Origin of the sequence: Microbacterium sp. KUDC0406, assembly GCF_021582875.1 — a bacterium.
Lineage (GTDB): Bacteria > Actinomycetota > Actinomycetes > Actinomycetales > Microbacteriaceae > Microbacterium.
This window is the reverse complement of sequence record NZ_CP091138.1, coordinates 2283211-2299539: the sequence shown is the minus strand read 5'-3', so window position 1 is coordinate 2299539 and position 16329 is coordinate 2283211. Positions and strand designations below refer to the sequence as shown.

The following is a 16329-nucleotide window of genomic DNA, read 5'->3' as shown; positions in this document are numbered from 1 at the left end:
CTTCCTGCCACACACGTGGCAGCCGGCGCTCGTGACTGCACTGACATCTTTCCCATCGACCGCGGAACTGGAGTAACACCATGACAGAGCAGACCTACGCGTTCCTGGCTGGATTTCCGACGCCAGAGACCATCGACGCCGCGTACGACGCCTCCGATCTTGTCCGCGCCATCGCCGTCTACAAACACTTCTTTCCCGCGGTCTCCGGGTACGCATTGTTCGACGGCAACCTGGCGATCGGAGTCGTCCCGAATCGGGTGTTCGGGACGATGGATACTCGCCCGGATCAGCGCGGACTGACGCTGAACTCCGACACCCCGTATGCCTCGGTCATCCTCGACTTGTCGGACGGCGCGCTCGTCGTCGACCTTCCGGCCGGCCCGATCCTGGGAGCGCTGCTGAACGCCGATCAGTCGTGGATCGCCGACGTGGGCATCCCTGGTCCCGACAATGGTGAGGGTGGCCGCTTCGTCATCCTGCCGCCGGGCGCCTCGGCAGATGACGTCGCCGCCCAGTCCGAGTTGGAACGCACATTCTTCGTCCGCGCAACCACGCCCACCGTCATCGCCGGGCTTCGGGCCGTGCCCGTGGACGCCGACGTCGACGCGGCGATCGCGCTGATGAAGCGAACGGTCGTCACCCCACTAGATTCACGCGCGCCTTGGGAGCAACCTCGTTGGATCGACCTGACGGGCACACGGCAGGACACCAGCCCGAACCGAGTGCAAGGCACCGCTGCCTATTGGGACACGCTCCTTCGCTACATCACAGAGCAGGGCACCACGCCCGCCGACCAGACGGCACTCGCCGAACTCGCCGTTCTCGGCATCCGAGCCGGCGAACCGATGCCCGCCGACGAGCGAACAGTGTCGATACTCAAGCACGCCGCAGTCGAGGCAGACGCTCAGATGCGAGTCCAGTCGCTCGCAGATCGCCGCCAAGACCGCGTGGCGTGGCCCGATCGTCATTGGGAATGGGTGAGCCTTCGCCCGGAGAACGCATCCTTCGACCTCGACGGACATCTCGACGTGACCGCCCGCGAGACCTGGTTCTACCAGGCCATCGCGTCATCACCCGCGATGTTCCGCCGCCAGGCTGGGGGCGGATCGGTCTATTGGTTCTGCGCGCGCGACAGCGCCAACGCCTACCTCGACGGCGGATCCGCCTACACTCTCACCGTGCCGCTTCCGGTGCCAGCGAAACTGTTCTGGAGCATCACCGTCTACGACGCTCAGACCCGCAGCCAGATCGCCACGCAGCAGGGCAATGCCGCACTCAGATCGATGTTCGAGCTCCGTAGTCACCTCGACGCCGACGAAGTCACCTTGCACTTCGGGCCCACTCCGCCCGAGCATGCAGATCATCGATGGGTTCAGACGATCCCCGGGTCGGGCTGGTTCGTCTACTTCCGCATCTACGGCCCCTCCGAAGGGGCCTTCGATGGCAACTGGCGACCCGGCGACTTCATCCGTCAGCCACACGGTGAGAGGACAGCATGAACGATATCAGCGCAGACGCCCTAACTCGCGGCAAGCATCGTCACGCCGTAGAGACTGCAATCTGGGGAATGCCCGCGGTCAACTTCCAGCTCATGCGAGAGACCCTCGCGGCCGGCAAGACGAACCAGTTCGTCTACTGGTCCAAGCTGCTGGACTGGCGCAACCAGACGCTCACCCCGAACCCCGACCTGATCTACTACATGGCCTTCTTCGACACCCATGACGGCCCCGTCGTTGTCGAGATCCCCGCAGAAGAAGACGGGCAAGCGCTCAACGGGTCCATCTGCAACCTGTGGCAGGTTCCGCTGGAAGACGTCGGCCACTTCGGTGTCGACGAGGGGCGAGGCGGCAGATACCTCATCCTCCCGCCTGACTGGGATGAAGACGTGCCTGACGGATACATCGCGCTACCCGGCGAAACCTACGGCAGCTATGCGCTGCTCAGGTCGGTGCTGGAAGAGGGCACGCAGGAAGCACTTGACCGGGGTCTCGAACTCTGCCGAAAGATCCGCGTCTACCCGCTCGCCGAGGCCGCCAACCCACCGGCGACGTCCGCTCGGGATCTGCAAGGCCAAGTCGTCGACACCACCATCCCGTACGATCTGAGCTTCTACGAGCTTCTGCACCGCGCCATTCAAGACGAGCCCCTCCTCGCTCGAGACCGACCGTTCGAGCAGATGCTCGAATCCATCGGCATCCGAAAAGGCGAACCCTTCGCTCCCACCGCCGACGATGCTGCCGTCCTCACCGATGCCGTCGGCGAGGCGCATGCCTGGCTGAAGGCGGAGTACGAGGGCAGCTTCGAGCCCTTCTTCAACGGCACGCAATGGTTCTTCCCCGGGCGGCAGGATTTCACCGACAGTCAGCGCGACGGGTTCGACGCCCACCCGGAGGGCTACCCGTATCCCAACCGTGGTGTCATCTACCACATGGCCTTCATCGGCATCCGGCGACTGGGCATCGGCCAGTTCTACCTGGTCAACCTCCGCGACAGCGACGGCGCTTTCTTCTCTTCCGCAGCGAGTTACCGGATGCGTTTGCCCGCGCACGTGCCCGTATCGCAGTTCTGGTCGGTGACGATGTACGACGCACGGACGCACGCGTTCATCCGGGACAACACGAAATACTCCGTGTCCTCGCAGACACCCGGACTGATCACCAATGACGACGGCACCGTCGACGTGTACTTCGGGCCCCGCGCGGAGCCCGGTCAAGAAGCCAACACCATCGAGACGGGTGACTCCGACGCTTTCGAGCTGATGTTCCGCTTCTACGGCGTCGGAAAGGACGTCATGACAAAGCAATGGGCCCTTTCCGATGTGGAACGCATCTACTGATGGCACCGTCCGAAGACACGTCTGGTGACGTTCGAGGACGCCTGTGTCTAGTCGCAGGTCGCCCGCCTGAAGCGGCTGTTTCCGGATGGTCGTCCCTAGGTACGTGCCATGTTTCTGCCACGAATCGAACCGAACTGATCGGATCGAGACGGTAGTCCGGGGCGTCAGACGCCGCGGAATCACGCGGTTTCAGTCGACCTCGATTGGGATCGGCGCGAGTTCAAATCCCTCCGTCTCCGCCATGTGAAACGGCCCGGACGAAGTCCTCGGGGCCGTTTCATGTCGGCGCAGGCGGGTGGCGCTTTCCGCGAGGGACTCGAATCCCTCATCCGCACGGGTTCTGCTCGTTGCCTTCGCCGTACTGCGAGTGCCAGGCTGGGCGGATGTTCGACCTGGTGGCGTGGTTCGGAGTCCTCGCGGGTGGTGCCCTCTTCTACCAGTCCGTGAAGGGCGCCAGCGACGCGAGCGTCGGCCGGCGCCTCGCGTACTGGCGGAGTCCTGTTGCGATCGCTCTGGGAGTCGTCGGCATCGCGCTCGTGACAGCCTCAGCGTTCTTTCTCGTTCCGGCTCTGGGGTTCTGGGCGATCGCAGTCCTGGTCATGGCGCTGATGCCGGGGCTTGTCGCGATTCCACAGCACAACCGGCGCGTGCCACCCGACAGGTGACAGATGCTTGGGCCGAGTCGGAGTGCCTGCTGAGCGGGCGCGTGGCGGCTGCTCGGCATGTGAGCCGAGCGACACGACCCGGGTAGGGTTGCGACGTGACCTCACCCGCCCCGTCGGCCCCCGGCCTGGACCCCGGCCAGGGGCCGTCTACTTCATCGGACGGGTGATCCTTCGGCCGCTGTTCTGGCTGATGTACCTTCCGCGCATCGTGGGGCGCGGCAACCTGCCTGAACACGGGGCGGTGCTGCTGGTGAGCAATCACCTCTCGTCGCTCGACACACTGATCATCCCGACGTCCGCCGCGCGCCCTGTGCAGTTCCTCATCAAGTCGTCCTATTTCGAGGGCGCGGGCCTGCTCGGCAGGTTCAAGCGCTGGTTCTTCGGCTCCATCGGCGGCGTTCCGGTGCGCCGCGCGACCGGACGCGACGCCAGGGGCGCGCTCGACGCCGGCAGCAGCATCCTGCGTGCCGGGAGTGTCTTCGCCGTGTTCCCGGAGGGCACCCGGTCACGCGACGGGAAGCTGCACGCGGGGCACGGCGGCGCCGCGTGGATGGCGCGCGACACGGGCGCAGCGGTCGTGCCCGTCGGGTTGGTCGGCACCGGCACCGTCACACCGCTGAGCCATCTGTGGGGGAAGCCGCGTGTCGAGGTCCGCTTCGGCGAACCGCTCGATCTGACCGACCTCGCGAACGTGCCGGACGGCAAGGCCCGACGCGAGATCACCGAGCGCATGATGGCCGCGATCGCACGTCTGAGCGGGCAGGAGCGCTCGGGCAGCGTCAACGCGACCTCGCGCGACTGAACCGCTTCCGCGATCGGGGCTCGGCGTCCGCGCATCGGAGTCTGCTCAGGGTGGAGATTCTCATGACGTCGAGGTGTCAGCCCCTCCGTCTCCGCACGCGGCGCTCACAAGGCGCACGCACTTCCGACTTCCTCCTGCGGCCCGCCAAAGATGGCGCGGAACGCGAATCACTGAAAGACTGCTTCACATCTTCATCACTGCAACACTCGCTCCGGCGCTGCTCTGGCGCCAGGCCGACTACGACGTGCACGTCGCCACGCGCGACGGCGAGTACGCCGGCCATGTCGTCGTGGACGCCGACGACCGTTTTCTCGTCTATGGCCCCGTCGGTGAACGCATCAGCGCGCATCAGACGCTGGATGCCGCGCGCAGCGCGCTCGAGGAGCACGCCGTCCCTGCGCCGGACCATCTGTCCGCGCACACCCATACCCCGCCTCGGCGTCGCCGTCGCGGTTTCACGGATCACTCCCGTGGTCCCAGACAACGAAGGAATGACGTCATGGCCACTGGCACCGTCAAATGGTTCAACTCCGAAAAGGGCTTCGGCTTCATCGCTCCCGATGACGGCTCGGCCGACCTGTTCGCGCACTTCAGCGCGATCCAGGGCAACGGCTACCGCAGCCTGGATGAGAACCAGAAGGTGGAGTTCGACGCCGAGCAGGGCCCCAAGGGCATGCAGGCGGCGAACATCCGTCCCCTCTGATCAGTTCTGATCTCTGACGCGAACGGGCGGTCGGGCTTCGGCTCGACCGCCCGTTCCGTCTGCCGGATGCATGCAGGTTGCGGCATACGCACCCGCGTACGGTGTGAAGAAGCGATCGGCATCCGCCTTTGGCTCCGCCCGATCGTTTCCTCGACGGTCGGCCACACGTCAGGGGCTCGATCATCTCCACTTCAGCCGCCGTCGCATCAGCGACACTCGGTCCCATCCGCCAGACCTATGCCGGTGCAGAGGACTTCCCGCCGATCACGCGCGCCTACACCCACGTCTCGCAGGTCGTGCGCGAGACCGGCCTGCTGCAGCGCGCGCCGTGGTTCTACGCGCTCGTCGGAGCAGCGATCGCCACGGCGTTCGGCGGGGTCATCACCGGATTCATCCTGCTCGGGCAGAGCTGGTTCCAGCTGCTCATCGCGGCAGCGCTGGGCATCCTCTTCACGCAGGTGGCGTTCCTCGCCCATGAGGCCGCACACCGGCAGATCCTCGCGACCGGCCCTGCGAACGACCGGCTGGCGCGCGTGCTGGCATCCTTCGTCGGCATCAGCTACTCGTGGTGGGACTCGAAGCACAGTCGCCACCACGCCAATCCGAACCGCGTCGGCAAGGACCCCGACATCGAGATCGACACGATCTCGTTCCTCGACGAGGATGCCGCGCAGGCGCGCGGGCTGCGGCGCATGATCACCCGGAGGCAGGGCTGGCTGTTCTTCCCGCTGCTCACGCTCGAGGGGGTCAACCTGCACTATCTGAGCGTCAAGCACCTCGCCGGCCGCGGGCAGGTGAAGGGTCGCTGGGCGGAACTGGGCATGATCGCCGGACGCTTCGTGCTGGTGCTCGTGCCGATCTTCCTGCTGCTTCCGCTGGGCATGGCGTTCGCGTTCGTCGGCGTCATGCTCGCCGTCTTCGGCGTGTACATGGGGGCGTCGTTCGCCCCGAACCACAAGGGCATGCCGGTCATCGACCGTGACGCGAAGCTGGACTTCTTCTCGAAGCAGGTGCGCACCTCGCGCAACATCCGCGGCGGATGGTGGGCCACCTGGCTGATGGGCGGCCTCAACTACCAGGTCGAGCACCACCTGTTCCCGAGCATGGCCAGGCCGCACCTCGCGCGGGCGCGTGAGATCGTCCGCGACTTCTGCGCGGCCAACGACGTGCCGTACACGGAGACATCGCTCGGTCGCTCGTACGCCATCGTCATCGAGTATCTGAATCGGGTCGGCCTCGCCGCCCGTGACCCCTTCGACTGCCCGATGGCCGCGCAGTACCGTCGGGTCTGAGCAGGGCGCCGCACGGCCGCAGCCGACGACTCGCATCTCCGCGGCGGCGGACATGACCTTGGCGTTCGGGCCTGCCCGTGCTTGAATCCATCCATGGGGCTGGGGCCTGTAGAACTGGAATCAGTGCGCGTGTCGCGCGTGCTGAGGGACGACATCGTCCTGGGAAGGCGCTTACCAGGTTCGCGACTGGTTGAGCGGGACCTCGCGGCGGAGCTGAACGTGTCGAGGCTGCCGGTGCGTGAGGCGATCCGGCGGCTGGTCGTCGAGGGGATCGTCGTCTCGCGCCCGCGAACCTGGGCGATCGTGCGCGATTTCACCGCGCAGGACGTGCTCGACCTGACCGTGCTGCGCATCGCCATCGAGAACGCGGCGTTCAGCCTCGCCGCCGTGCGGCACGACGAGGAGGGGCTGGCGCGAGTGAAGGCCGCGCTCGCTCAGGAGGAGGACGCCGCCGCGTCGCACGACGTGGTGCAGACGAACCTCGCAGCCGGCAGGTTCCACCGGACTGTCATCCAGCTGGCGGGCAACGAGACCTTCGACGAGACCATGGGCGTGTTCGAGACGCGGTTCCGTCGCGCTTTCGGCCGCAACGCCGATCTGCACTCCCATCTGGCCGCCCATCGCGCGATCGTCGAGGCGCTCATCGACCGGGACGCCGAACTCGTCTGCGAGCTGAATCGTGCGCATCTGCAGACCGCCTGCGATGAGGCCGTCGCGCTCTGGGGCGCGCCTGTGGCGTCCGCCTCCTGACGCCGGTCCCGGACCCACGGCGGCCGGGGCTGTCCCGACGTCGGACCCGGCAGGTACGCTCATGGCAGGAGGTGTCGTGGGACGGACAGCGGATGCCATCGCGGAGGGCGTCGCGATCGCCACAGCGGCGGCGCGCCTCGCCGTGAAGAACCACATCCTCGTCGGAACGATCGCCCAGGGCGGCACTTTCGACCTCGACCGCTACGCCGGTGACGCGCGCGACGTTCTGCGGGCGATGGCCGCCGAGTCCGATCAGGCCGCCGAGCATCTGAATGCGCTGCGCAAGCGCGCTAAGGGCCGTCATTCCGATCCGTCCGGCACGCACGACTATCGTGATCGCGACGTGCGCAACCTCAAACGGCGGGCGCGGCAGTCCACCGGCGTCGCACAGCGCCTGCGCGAGATGGCCGACGATCGCGACGAGGTGAACGAGCTGGTCGAATCGGCTCGGGCGGCCGCTTGGGCCGACGTGCGCGGCAACCTCGACCGCCGTCTGCTCGTCGAGGGCATGCGACCCGACCAGGACCCGGAGTACGCCACGATGCGCGAGGCGCGGATGCAGGCGCTGAAGCTCGTCGATCTGCAGGCTCTCTCGTCGCAGCAGCGCAGCAGGCGCAAGCACGCCGAGAAGCTCGCGAAGGAGGCGGCGAAGGCAGGGGCCAAGGAGGAGCGCACCTCGCGCTGGAGCCGGAAGGCCTCGGCGAAGAGCTGAAACGGCGCCGATTCGTGTTCCCCGCTAACCTGCTGTAGGCTTTTCCTCGGCCCGCTGAGGGCCGTGCGCCTGTAGCTCAATGGATAGAGCATCTGACTACGGATCAGAAGGTTGGGGGTTCGAGTCCCTCCAGGCGCGCACTGTGTTGAGACAGTATAGGAAGCCCCGGACGGTGTCCGGGGCTTTCGTCTTTCCTGGAGAGCCTCATGACCGAAGAGCGTACCGCCGCCGAGCGTCTCGTGCGCAGGTTCGCCCGCGAGACCAATCTGCTGGTCGCCGGTCGCGCGTTCTCGGTGCGCGGTGAGGATGCGGTCGCCGCGGAACTGCGTCGCCTGATCCCCGCTCTCGGCGGGCACCTCACCGACGGGGGCGTGACGTTCGCGCCGGGGGAGGCACCCGACATCCTGATGGACGGCGGCCCGCTGCCCGCCCGCGCGACCGCGGACGACCGGGTCGACATCGCCGGCGCGCACATGCCGGTCTCGGCCCTGGTCGCCGAGCGCCTGCGCGACGCAGGTCTGGTGCGCGGCATCCGCATCGGCATCGCCATGGTGCTGGAGCCCAAGACCGCCCAGCTCGCCCTGCTGCTGCGGGATGCCGGCGCCGAGGTCGCCGTGTACGCGCACCCCGACGAGATCGACGTCGAAGTCGCCCGGGTGCTGCGCGATCGCAGCATTCCGGTGGACGGCGATCCGGCGCTCGACGGAGCCGCCGAGCGCGACGCGGCCATCGCGTTCCTGCGCCGCGGCTTCGACCTGCTGCTCGACGACGGGTCGCATCTGATCCGCCTCGCGCACGAGGAGGGCCTCGCGGACGGCCTGCGCGGGGCCGCCGAGGAGACCACCAGCGGGCTCACCCCTCTGCGCCTCATGCAGCGTGACGGCCTGCTGCGCATTCCGGTGATCGCCGTGAACGACGCCGCCATGAAGACCTCCTTCGACAACCGCTACGGCACCGGGCAGTCCTGCGTGTTCGCGATCGCCGACGTGCTCGACGCCGCCGGCATCGGCCTGCGCGACCAGCCCGCCGTCGTGATCGGCTACGGACCGGTCGGCGAAGGCGTCGCCGCGCATCTGCGCGCACTCGGAGCCGAGATCGCCGTCGCCGAGACCGATCCGGTGCGTGCGCTGAAGGCCGCACACGACGGCTTCCGCATCGGCCCGCTGCGCGAGCTCGCGTCCGGCGCTCTGGTGATCTCCGCGACGGGTGCTCCGCACACGGTGGATGCCGCGACGCTGCGCGCAGCGGCGATCGTGACGGTCGCCGGCGGGGTCCCGGGCGAGGTGGACGTCGACGCGGCCGCGCTGACCCCGGTCGCGGAGCACTTCGATCGCGTCGGCGACGGCGCCCTGCTGATCGCCCGCGGCGGCTGCGTGAACCTGGCCGCCGCCGAGGGCAATCCGATCGAGATCATGGATCTCTCCTTCGCCGTGCAGCTGGGCGCCGTCGAGCAGCTGCTCACCGCCGATCTCGCCCCCGGCCTGCATCCGTTCCCCGTCGAGGCGGATGCCGCGATCGCCCGCGCTGCCCTCGCCGCCCGCGGCGCCCGCATCGACGAGCGCAGTACAGCGCAGGTCGAGGCGCAGGCCGACTGGCGCTCGCCGCGCTACACGTCGCCTCGTGGCGACGAGATCCCCGCTCAGGTCGCACTTCGTCACGCTCTCCGGCCGCCATACCGGGGCGGACTGCGACCTGAACCGGTGGACGGCACCTCGGAGCGCCCAGTCGACGGGGGTGCGCGCTCGTGATCACCGTCTACTCCGCAGGACTCGTCGTCCCCGTCACGGCGCCGCCGATCCCGGACGGCGCCGTCGCCGTGCGCGACGGCCGCATCGTGCACGTCGGCGAGCGCGCCTGGGTGCTGCGCTCGCTCGCCGAGCGCGGCGTCGCCCACGAAGAGGTGCACTGGCCCGGCATCCTGACTCCGGGGCTGGTGAACGCGCACACGCACCTGCAGTACACCGGCATGGCCGTGGTCGGTCAGGGCCGGTACACCGGCTTCGACGACTGGGTCGCCGCGTTCGACCCGGTCTACGAGGGCGGCAGGGACTGGGCCTCGGATGCTGCGGACGGTGCCGAGCTGGCGCTGCGGAGCGGCACCACCGCGGTCGCCGACGTCGTCACCGATCCGTCCGCGGCATCCGCACTGCACGACGCGCGACTGCACGGCATCACCTACTGGGAGGTGATGAGCTGGACCAACGCCGACTGGGCGCGCACCGGGCGCGCGCAGGTCGAGCAGGCGCTGGACGCGCTGCCCACACCGCCCGGCACCGGCCTGTCGCCGCACGCCCCGTACTCCCTCGACATCGAGCCGCTGCTGGAGATCCCCGACATCGTGCGCGAGCGCGGCGGGCGCATTCACATCCACCTCGGTGAGGCGGCCTTCGAGAACGAGTTCGCGCACGAGCACCCGCAGGCCTGGCACACGGCGGGCCTGGCCAGCTTCCAGGAGCTGCGCCAGGCCGGCTTCGGCACCAGCGCCACCGAGTTCGTCGACCAGCTCGGCGTGCTCGGTCCGGACTGCCACATCGCGCACGGCGTGTACATGAGCGCCCGCGACCGCGCCATCCTGCGCGAGCGGCGCACCACGGTGGCGCTGTGTCCGCGCTCGAACGCCGTGATCGGCCTGGAGGAGCCGCCGATCGCCGCCTACCTGCGCGAGGGCAGCCCGATCGCGGTCGGCACCGACTCGCTCTCGTCCAGTCCGTCGCTCGATCTGATGGCGGATGTCGCAGAGCTGGCGCGCATCGCGCGCTCGCAGGGCTACACCGATCGCGACCTGCACGCGCGGCTGCTGGGCGCGGCGACGATCGGCGGCGCGCACGCGATGGGCATCGACGTCGGTCCGGAGCGCACCGGCTACCTCGCGGTCGGCGCGCTCGCCGACCTGACGTTCTTCGACGTGCCGGCGGGCGCCGATGCGGTCGTCGAACTCATCGAGGCCGGCGCCGGCCGCGCCGCGGCCACAATCGTGTCCGGAGAGGTGCGGTGGGCGGCATCCGGCTTCCCGGCCCCGGCCGCCGGGCGAGCGACGGCCGCCGGGAGAGCCGCAGGCGAGTCGACACGCAGGGACGAGACGCAGGGAGCCATCACATGACCGCACGACCGGCGACCGCCGAGCGACTCGACCTCGCCCCGCACCCCGAGGGCGGCTGGTTCCGGCGCACCTGGACCAGCCCGCTCGTCGTCGAGACGCCGAACGGAGCCAGGCCCGCCGGCACCTGCATCCACTACCTGTTGCAGCCCGACGAGCGCAGCGCCTGGCACGTCGTCACCAGCGACGAACTGTGGCTCTGGCACGGACCCGGCCGACTCGAGCTGACCCTCGGCGGCGATGGCGGGGAACCCGAGGAGGCGACCCCGACCGTGCTCGGACCCGGTGAGGCCGCGCAGGTGCTCGTGCCCGCCGGCGTCTGGCAGGCGGCCCGCCCCCTGGACGACGCCGAGGTGCTCGTCTCGTGCTTCGTGTCGCCAGGTTTCGACTTCGCCGACTGGCGGCTCGCTCCCGACGTACCCTTGAACCCGAACCCGACCTCTCTTCAGGAGTGAACCGTGCCCGTCTCCCGCACTCTCCGTCGCACCGCACTCGCCGCCATCGCGGTCGCGGCCGCCGTGTCCCTCGCCGCCTGTTCCGGCACCTCGTCCGCCGCGCCGTCCGCTGACGCCGGCGACGGTGCGCTGCCGACCGTCACCGCCGGCAAGCTCACCATCGCCACCGGCGAGCCGAACTACGAACCGTGGTTCGTCGATGACGACCCCGCCAACGGCAAGGGCTTCGAGGGCGCGGTCGCGAACGCCGTCGCGAAGGAGCTCGGCTTCGACGCGACGGACATCGTCTGGACGCGCACCGGCTTCGATGCCGCCATCGCGCCGGGCCCGAAGGACTGGGACGTCAACATCCAGCAGTTCTCGGTGACCGACCAGCGCAAGAAGGCCGTCGACTTCTCGTCGCCGTACTACACCACCACCCAGGCGGTCGTCGTGCTGAACGACTCGCCCGCGGCATCCGTGGCGTCGATCGACGAGCTGAAGAAGATCAAGGTCGGCGTCGCCGCCGGCACGACCAGCTACACCGTCGCCAAGAAGCAGCTCGGCGAGAAGAACCTCGGCGTCTTCAACACCGTCGACGACGTCGTGCTGGCGCTGAAGAGCGGCCAGATCGACGCCATGGTCACCGACCTGCCCGGGGCCTTCTACGTCACCGGCGCCCTCGTCGAGAACTCCACCGTCTCCGGCCAGTTCGACAGCGCCGACGGCGGCGACGACTTCGCGTTCGTGCTGCCCAAGGGGTCCGAGCTGACGGCTGACGTCTCGAAGGCCGTCGACGCGCTGCGTGAGGACGGCACCCTCGACGAGCTGCAGCAGAAGTGGCTCAGCGACGAGGTCGACGTCCCCGTCCTGAAGTGAGCGCCTCCACCGTCGACGCGACGTGGCAGCCGAGTGATCTCGAGCTGTCGCGTCGCGCTCTGCGGCGTCGTGCCACCACGCGATCGGTGCTGATCGCGCTTATCAGCAGCGTCGTCCTGATCGGCGTCATCGTCGCGATCCTCGTGAACACCCCGGGTGGACGGTGGTGCGCGAGACGTTCTTCGATCCCGAGATCGCGCTGCAGAGCATCGGGCCCGTCTTCCAGGGTCTGCTCGTGAACATCGTCGTACTGCTCATCGCCGCCGTCGGCGTCGCGATCCTCGGCACGCTGCTCGCGGTGCTGCGCACCCTGCGCGGCCCGGTGTTCTTCCCGCTGCGTGCGCTCGCCGCCGCGTACACCGACTTCTTCCGCGGCGTTCCGGTGCTGATCGTGCTGTACCTGGTCGGCTACGGCATCCCGGCGCTGATGATCTTCCCGCGGATGCCTCCGGCGTTCTGGGGAACGATCGCGATCATCATCAGCTACTCGGCCTATGTCGCCGAAGTGCTCCGCGCCGGCATGGAGGCGGTGCACCCCTCGCAGCGCGTCGCCGCCCGGTCGCTCGGCCTCAGCCACGCGCAGACCCTGCGGATGGTCGTGATCCCGCAGGGCGTGCGCAAGGTCATCCCCGCGCTGATGAACGACTTCGTGTCGATGCAGAAGGACGTCGGCCTGATCTCGATCCTCGGCGTCGTCGACGCCGTGCGCGCCGCGCAGCTGCAGGTCGCCGACACCTACAACTACACCCCGTACATCGTCGCCGCGCTGTTCTTCATCGCCCTCAGCTGGCCGATGATCCGGATGACCGACGCCGTCACCGCCCGGCTGAACAGGCGCGAGCAGGCCGGAGGAGTCGTATGAGTGCCGTGCCGGTCATCGAGGCCAGGGGCGTGCGCAAGCGCTTCGGCGATCACGATGTGCTGAAGGGGCTCGACCTGGACGTGTCTCCGCACGAGGTCGTCGTGCTGATCGGGGCATCCGGCTCGGGCAAGTCGACGCTGCTGAAGACGATGAACCTCATCGAGCAGGTCGACGACGGCCAGATCTTCCTGAGCGGCGAGGACATCACCGACCCTCGTGTGGACGCGGATTCCGTGCGCGCGAGGATCGGCGTGGTGTTCCAGCACTTCAACCTGTTCCCGCACATGACCGTGCTCGACAACGTCACCCTCGCCGCCCGCAAGGTGCACGGGATGCCGAAGGGCCAGGCGCGGGCACGCGGCCGGGAGCTGCTGGACTCGCTCGGCCTCGGTGCGAAGGCCGACGAGTACCCCGACCGGCTCTCCGGGGGCCAGCAGCAGCGGGTCGCGATCGTGCGCGCCATCCTCACCGAGCCCGAGGTGCTGCTGCTCGACGAGATCACCAGTGCCCTCGACCCGCAGCTGGTCGGCGAGGTGCTCGATCTCGTGCGCGAGCTGAAGCGCCGCGGCACGACGATCGTGATGGCCACGCACGAGATGTCGTTCGCCCGCGAGGTCGCCGACCGCGTGGTGTTCCTCAGGGAGGGCGTGCTGGTCGAGCAGGGGCCGCCGGAGCAGATCTTCGACGCTCCGCAGCATCCGGCGACCGCGGAGTTCCTCGCGCGGGTGCGCGGCCTGTAGCGGGATTTATCCCTGCCACAGCTACGGCAAAGGGTCCCTGATGGCCGGCCGTCGAGCATGGTCGCATGCACGCGGCATCGTCGGGGCTCTGAGTCGCCAGTGGCTGTTCCCACGTGCTCACGCATTGATGCCCCCAGAGCATCAATGCGTGAGCGCGCGGCACGACCGCCGCGGCGATGCGATGTCACCGGTCGCCTCTCCTCCCGCAACCGGACTGGTGACCTGAACGGGGCGTGCGTTGCGGAAGGCGTCCCGAAGCGCGACGCGGGCGGTGCTCGCGAAGGGAGAGGCCGGTGCGCAAGGATCAACACATGACCATGGCAGACGGGGGGCTCGGGCTTCCGCCGGTGCGCCGCGCCGACGGAACGGCCGCCCGGGTGCTCGTGGTCGACGACGAGGTCTCTCTCGCCGCCGCCGTGGCCGGCACGCTCCGCGTCGACGGCTGGGAGGTGCGGGTCGAGAACCGCGGCCGCGACGCCCTGCTCGCAGTGCGCGAGTTCCAGCCCGACGTGGTCGTCCTCGACATCATGATGCCGGGCATCGACGGGCTCGAGACGCTGGACCGCATCCGGGCCATCCGTTCCGAGGTCCGCGTGCTGTTCCTCACCGCGCTGGACGGCCACGACGATCGGATCGCCGGTCTGCATGCCGGCGGCGACGACTACCTCACCAAGCCGTTCGCCGTCCCCGAGCTGCAGGCCCGGGTGCGTGTGCTGGCCCGCACGGCGGCGGCGATCGCCCGTCCCGCGGAGTCGGTGCTGCACATCGGTGATCTCGCCCTCGACAAGGCGGCCGTCACCGCGACGCTCGCCGGTGCACAGCTGGAGCTCACCGCGACCGAGTTCGAACTGCTCCTCCTGCTGGCGAACAACGTCGGACGGGTGCTGCGCCGGTCGCAGATCCTCGAGGCGGTCTGGGGCTACGACTACGGCGCCGACTCGAACCTCGTCGAGGTCTACGTGTCGAGCCTGCGGCGCAAACTCGCCGCGAGCGAATCGGTGCGGCTGGAGACGGTGCGCACGGTGGGGTACCTGCTGAAGGCCGGCCGATCGGGGAGCGACTCGTGAAGCGCGCCCGCAGCCTGCGTCTGCAGGTCGTGCTCATCGCCTCGGCTCTCGTCGCCGTGGCGAGCGTGATCGTGGGCATCGTCTCCGTGGTGTCGCTGAACGACTATCTGCTCGGGCAGCTCGACGACCGCCTGAACGGGGCGGCGCAGCGCGGTGCCGACATGGCGGGTGGACCGCGTCCGCCCGGCGCCCCGCAGCCGCCGGACCGCGACGACCTCGTCGGTGCGCCCGGTCAGTCGCCCGGCACCGTCACGGCCGTGTTCCGCGACGATGCGTTCGTGATCGGCGGCTGGATCGACGCCGACGGCGAGCGGCACGACCTCAGCGCCGAGCAGCGGCAGGCCCTGTCATCGGTCCCTGCCGGCGCGGCACCGCAGACGGTCGACCTGGGCGGAGACCTCGGCGCGTACCGGGTCGCGGCGCGCGCGGCGCCGGACGATGCGGTGGTCGTGACCGGTCTGCCGTTGGAGCCCGTGACCGCCGCGACCAGCCGCCTGGGCCTGGTGGTCGTGCTGGTCGGTCTCGCCAGCATCCTGCTCGCGATCCTGGCCGCGACCCTCGCGATGGGGCGTGCGCTGCTGCCGCTGCGCCGCGTGGCGAGCACCGCGTCAGAGGTGACGTCGGTGCCGCTCGGTCGCGGCGAGGTGACCCTCGCGCAGCGCGTGGCAGACGACGACATCGCCTCCACGGCAGAGGTCGGCCAGGTCGGCGCCGCGCTGAACGACCTGCTGGATCACGTCGAGCAGGCGCTCGCCGAGCGCGAGGCCAGCGAGCAGGCGGTGCGGCGGTTCGTCGCGGATGCCAGCCACGAGCTGCGCACGCCGCTCACCAGCATCCGTGCCCATGCGCAACTGTCCGAACGCGCCGGAGCCGAGCTCGACGAGCTGCGCGGCAACGCCGCCCTGATCGACGCCGAGGGCACCCGGATGAGCTCGCTGATCGATCAGATGCTGATGCTCGCGCGGCTCGACGCGCTGCCCGCGATGGCGCGCACCGACGTCGACCTGCGGATGCTGGTCGCGGAGGCGGTCGTCGCCGCGCGGACGGCCGGACCCGATCACTCCTGGAGGATGGAGCTCGGCGAGGATCCGGCGATCGTCAGCGGGGACGCCGCCGACCTGCGCCGCGTCATCGACAACCTGCTCGGCAACGCCCGGCAGCACACGCCGCCCGGCACGACCGCATCCGTGCGCATCGCCGCGGATGCCGACGGGGTGACCGTCACCGTCTCCGACGACGGGCCGGGGCTGCCCGAGGGGGTGACCGTGTTCGACCGGTTCGCGCGCGGTGATGCCTCGCGCTCACGCGAGGACGGCGGAGGCACCGGCCTGGGCCTCGCGATCGCCCGTGCCGTGGTCGAGGCCCACGGCGGCACGATCGAGGCGCTGCCCGGTGAAGGCGCGACCTTCGTGGTCACCCTGCCGTCCGCGCCCGGGGCCGGGTGAGCACGACATCACGCAGCCGCGGAAATGTGCGCTCCGCGCGGACTC

The 16329-nt window shown here is 69.3% G+C and carries 16 protein-coding genes and 1 tRNA gene; all 17 read left to right on the top strand.

Annotation, left to right across the window (positions count from 1 at the left end):
* Positions 1-80: 80 nt before the first annotated feature.
* Complete coding sequence (locus tag L2X99_RS11515) at positions 81-1499, top strand: DUF1214 domain-containing protein (protein ID WP_236135136.1); 1419 nt, start codon at positions 81-83, stop codon at positions 1497-1499.
* Between the two features lie 68 nt (positions 1500-1567).
* Positions 1568-2836: a DUF1214 domain-containing protein gene (locus tag L2X99_RS11510; RefSeq protein WP_236135135.1), complete on the top strand. Its 1269-nt coding sequence runs from the start codon at positions 1568-1570 to the stop codon at positions 2834-2836.
* Positions 2837-3219: 383 nt separating this feature from the next.
* Complete coding sequence (locus L2X99_RS11505) at positions 3220-3501, top strand: hypothetical protein (protein WP_236126615.1); 282 nt, start codon at positions 3220-3222, stop codon at positions 3499-3501.
* A 163-nt stretch (positions 3502-3664) separates the two neighbouring features.
* The gene (locus tag L2X99_RS11500; RefSeq protein WP_236126616.1) at positions 3665-4303 is read left to right on the top strand and encodes a lysophospholipid acyltransferase family protein; all 639 of its coding nucleotides are present in this window, start codon (positions 3665-3667) and stop codon (positions 4301-4303) included.
* A 499-nt stretch (positions 4304-4802) separates the two neighbouring features.
* A complete protein-coding gene (locus tag L2X99_RS11495; protein ID WP_236126843.1) occupies positions 4803-5006 on the top strand; it encodes a cold-shock protein in 204 nt (67 codons plus the stop codon).
* Between the two features lie 182 nt (positions 5007-5188).
* The gene (locus L2X99_RS11490) at positions 5189-6298 is read left to right on the top strand and encodes a fatty acid desaturase family protein (protein WP_236126844.1); all 1110 of its coding nucleotides are present in this window, start codon (positions 5189-5191) and stop codon (positions 6296-6298) included.
* Between the two features lie 129 nt (positions 6299-6427).
* Positions 6428-7048, top strand: coding sequence for a GntR family transcriptional regulator (locus tag L2X99_RS11485; protein ID WP_236135134.1), 621 nt, complete (start codon positions 6428-6430; stop codon positions 7046-7048).
* Between the two features lie 76 nt (positions 7049-7124).
* Positions 7125-7760 (top strand): asparagine synthase, encoded by a 636-nt coding sequence (locus L2X99_RS11480; RefSeq protein ID WP_236135133.1) that lies wholly within the window; start codon positions 7125-7127, stop codon positions 7758-7760.
* 65 nt (positions 7761-7825) lie between these two features.
* Positions 7826-7898, top strand: a tRNA-Arg gene (locus tag L2X99_RS11475).
* Positions 7899-7966: 68 nt separating this feature from the next.
* Positions 7967-9508, top strand: a complete 1542-nt coding sequence (locus tag L2X99_RS11470) for an adenosylhomocysteinase (RefSeq protein ID WP_236126619.1) — start codon at positions 7967-7969, stop codon at positions 9506-9508.
* A complete protein-coding gene (locus L2X99_RS11465; protein ID WP_236126620.1) occupies positions 9505-10860 on the top strand; it encodes an amidohydrolase family protein in 1356 nt (451 codons plus the stop codon). The genes L2X99_RS11470 and L2X99_RS11465 overlap by 4 nt, the downstream gene beginning before the upstream one ends.
* Entirely contained in the window at positions 10857-11312 is a 456-nt protein-coding gene (locus L2X99_RS11460; protein WP_236135132.1) for a cupin domain-containing protein, read from the top strand. The genes L2X99_RS11465 and L2X99_RS11460 overlap by 4 nt, the downstream gene beginning before the upstream one ends.
* 3 nt (positions 11313-11315) lie before the next feature.
* Positions 11316-12170, top strand: a complete 855-nt coding sequence (locus L2X99_RS11455; RefSeq protein ID WP_236135131.1) for an ABC transporter substrate-binding protein — start codon at positions 11316-11318, stop codon at positions 12168-12170.
* 166 nt (positions 12171-12336) lie between these two features.
* The gene (locus L2X99_RS11450; RefSeq protein ID WP_329607999.1) at positions 12337-13032 is read left to right on the top strand and encodes an amino acid ABC transporter permease; all 696 of its coding nucleotides are present in this window, start codon (positions 12337-12339) and stop codon (positions 13030-13032) included.
* The gene (locus L2X99_RS11445) at positions 13029-13772 is read left to right on the top strand and encodes an amino acid ABC transporter ATP-binding protein (RefSeq protein ID WP_236135130.1); all 744 of its coding nucleotides are present in this window, start codon (positions 13029-13031) and stop codon (positions 13770-13772) included. Before L2X99_RS11450 ends, L2X99_RS11445 begins: the two co-directional genes overlap by 4 nt.
* 311 nt (positions 13773-14083) lie before the next feature.
* Complete coding sequence (locus L2X99_RS11440) at positions 14084-14839, top strand: response regulator transcription factor (RefSeq protein WP_236126622.1); 756 nt, start codon at positions 14084-14086, stop codon at positions 14837-14839.
* Entirely contained in the window at positions 14836-16284 is a 1449-nt protein-coding gene (locus L2X99_RS11435; protein ID WP_236126623.1) for a sensor histidine kinase, read from the top strand. The genes L2X99_RS11440 and L2X99_RS11435 overlap by 4 nt, the downstream gene beginning before the upstream one ends.
* Positions 16285-16329 lie beyond the last annotated feature (45 nt).

Bases quoted from the DNA above. Each gene is read 5' to 3' on its own strand.
- L2X99_RS11445 (WP_236135130.1), top strand. From the start codon at position 13,029: ATGAGTGCCGTGCCGGTCATCGAGGCCAGGGGCGTGCGCAAGCGCTTC.
- L2X99_RS11470 (WP_236126619.1), top strand. From the start codon at position 7,967: ATGACCGAAGAGCGTACCGCCGCCGAGCGTCTCGTGCGCAGGTTCGCC.
- L2X99_RS11495 (WP_236126843.1), top strand. From the start codon at position 4,803: ATGGCCACTGGCACCGTCAAATGGTTCAACTCCGAAAAGGGCTTCGGC.
- L2X99_RS11505 (WP_236126615.1), top strand. From the start codon at position 3,220: ATGTTCGACCTGGTGGCGTGGTTCGGAGTCCTCGCGGGTGGTGCCCTC.
- L2X99_RS11440 (WP_236126622.1), top strand. From the start codon at position 14,084: ATGACCATGGCAGACGGGGGGCTCGGGCTTCCGCCGGTGCGCCGCGCC.
- L2X99_RS11460 (WP_236135132.1), top strand. From the start codon at position 10,857: ATGACCGCACGACCGGCGACCGCCGAGCGACTCGACCTCGCCCCGCAC.
- L2X99_RS11515 (WP_236135136.1), top strand. From the start codon at position 81: ATGACAGAGCAGACCTACGCGTTCCTGGCTGGATTTCCGACGCCAGAG.
- L2X99_RS11510 (WP_236135135.1), top strand. From the start codon at position 1,568: ATGCCCGCGGTCAACTTCCAGCTCATGCGAGAGACCCTCGCGGCCGGC.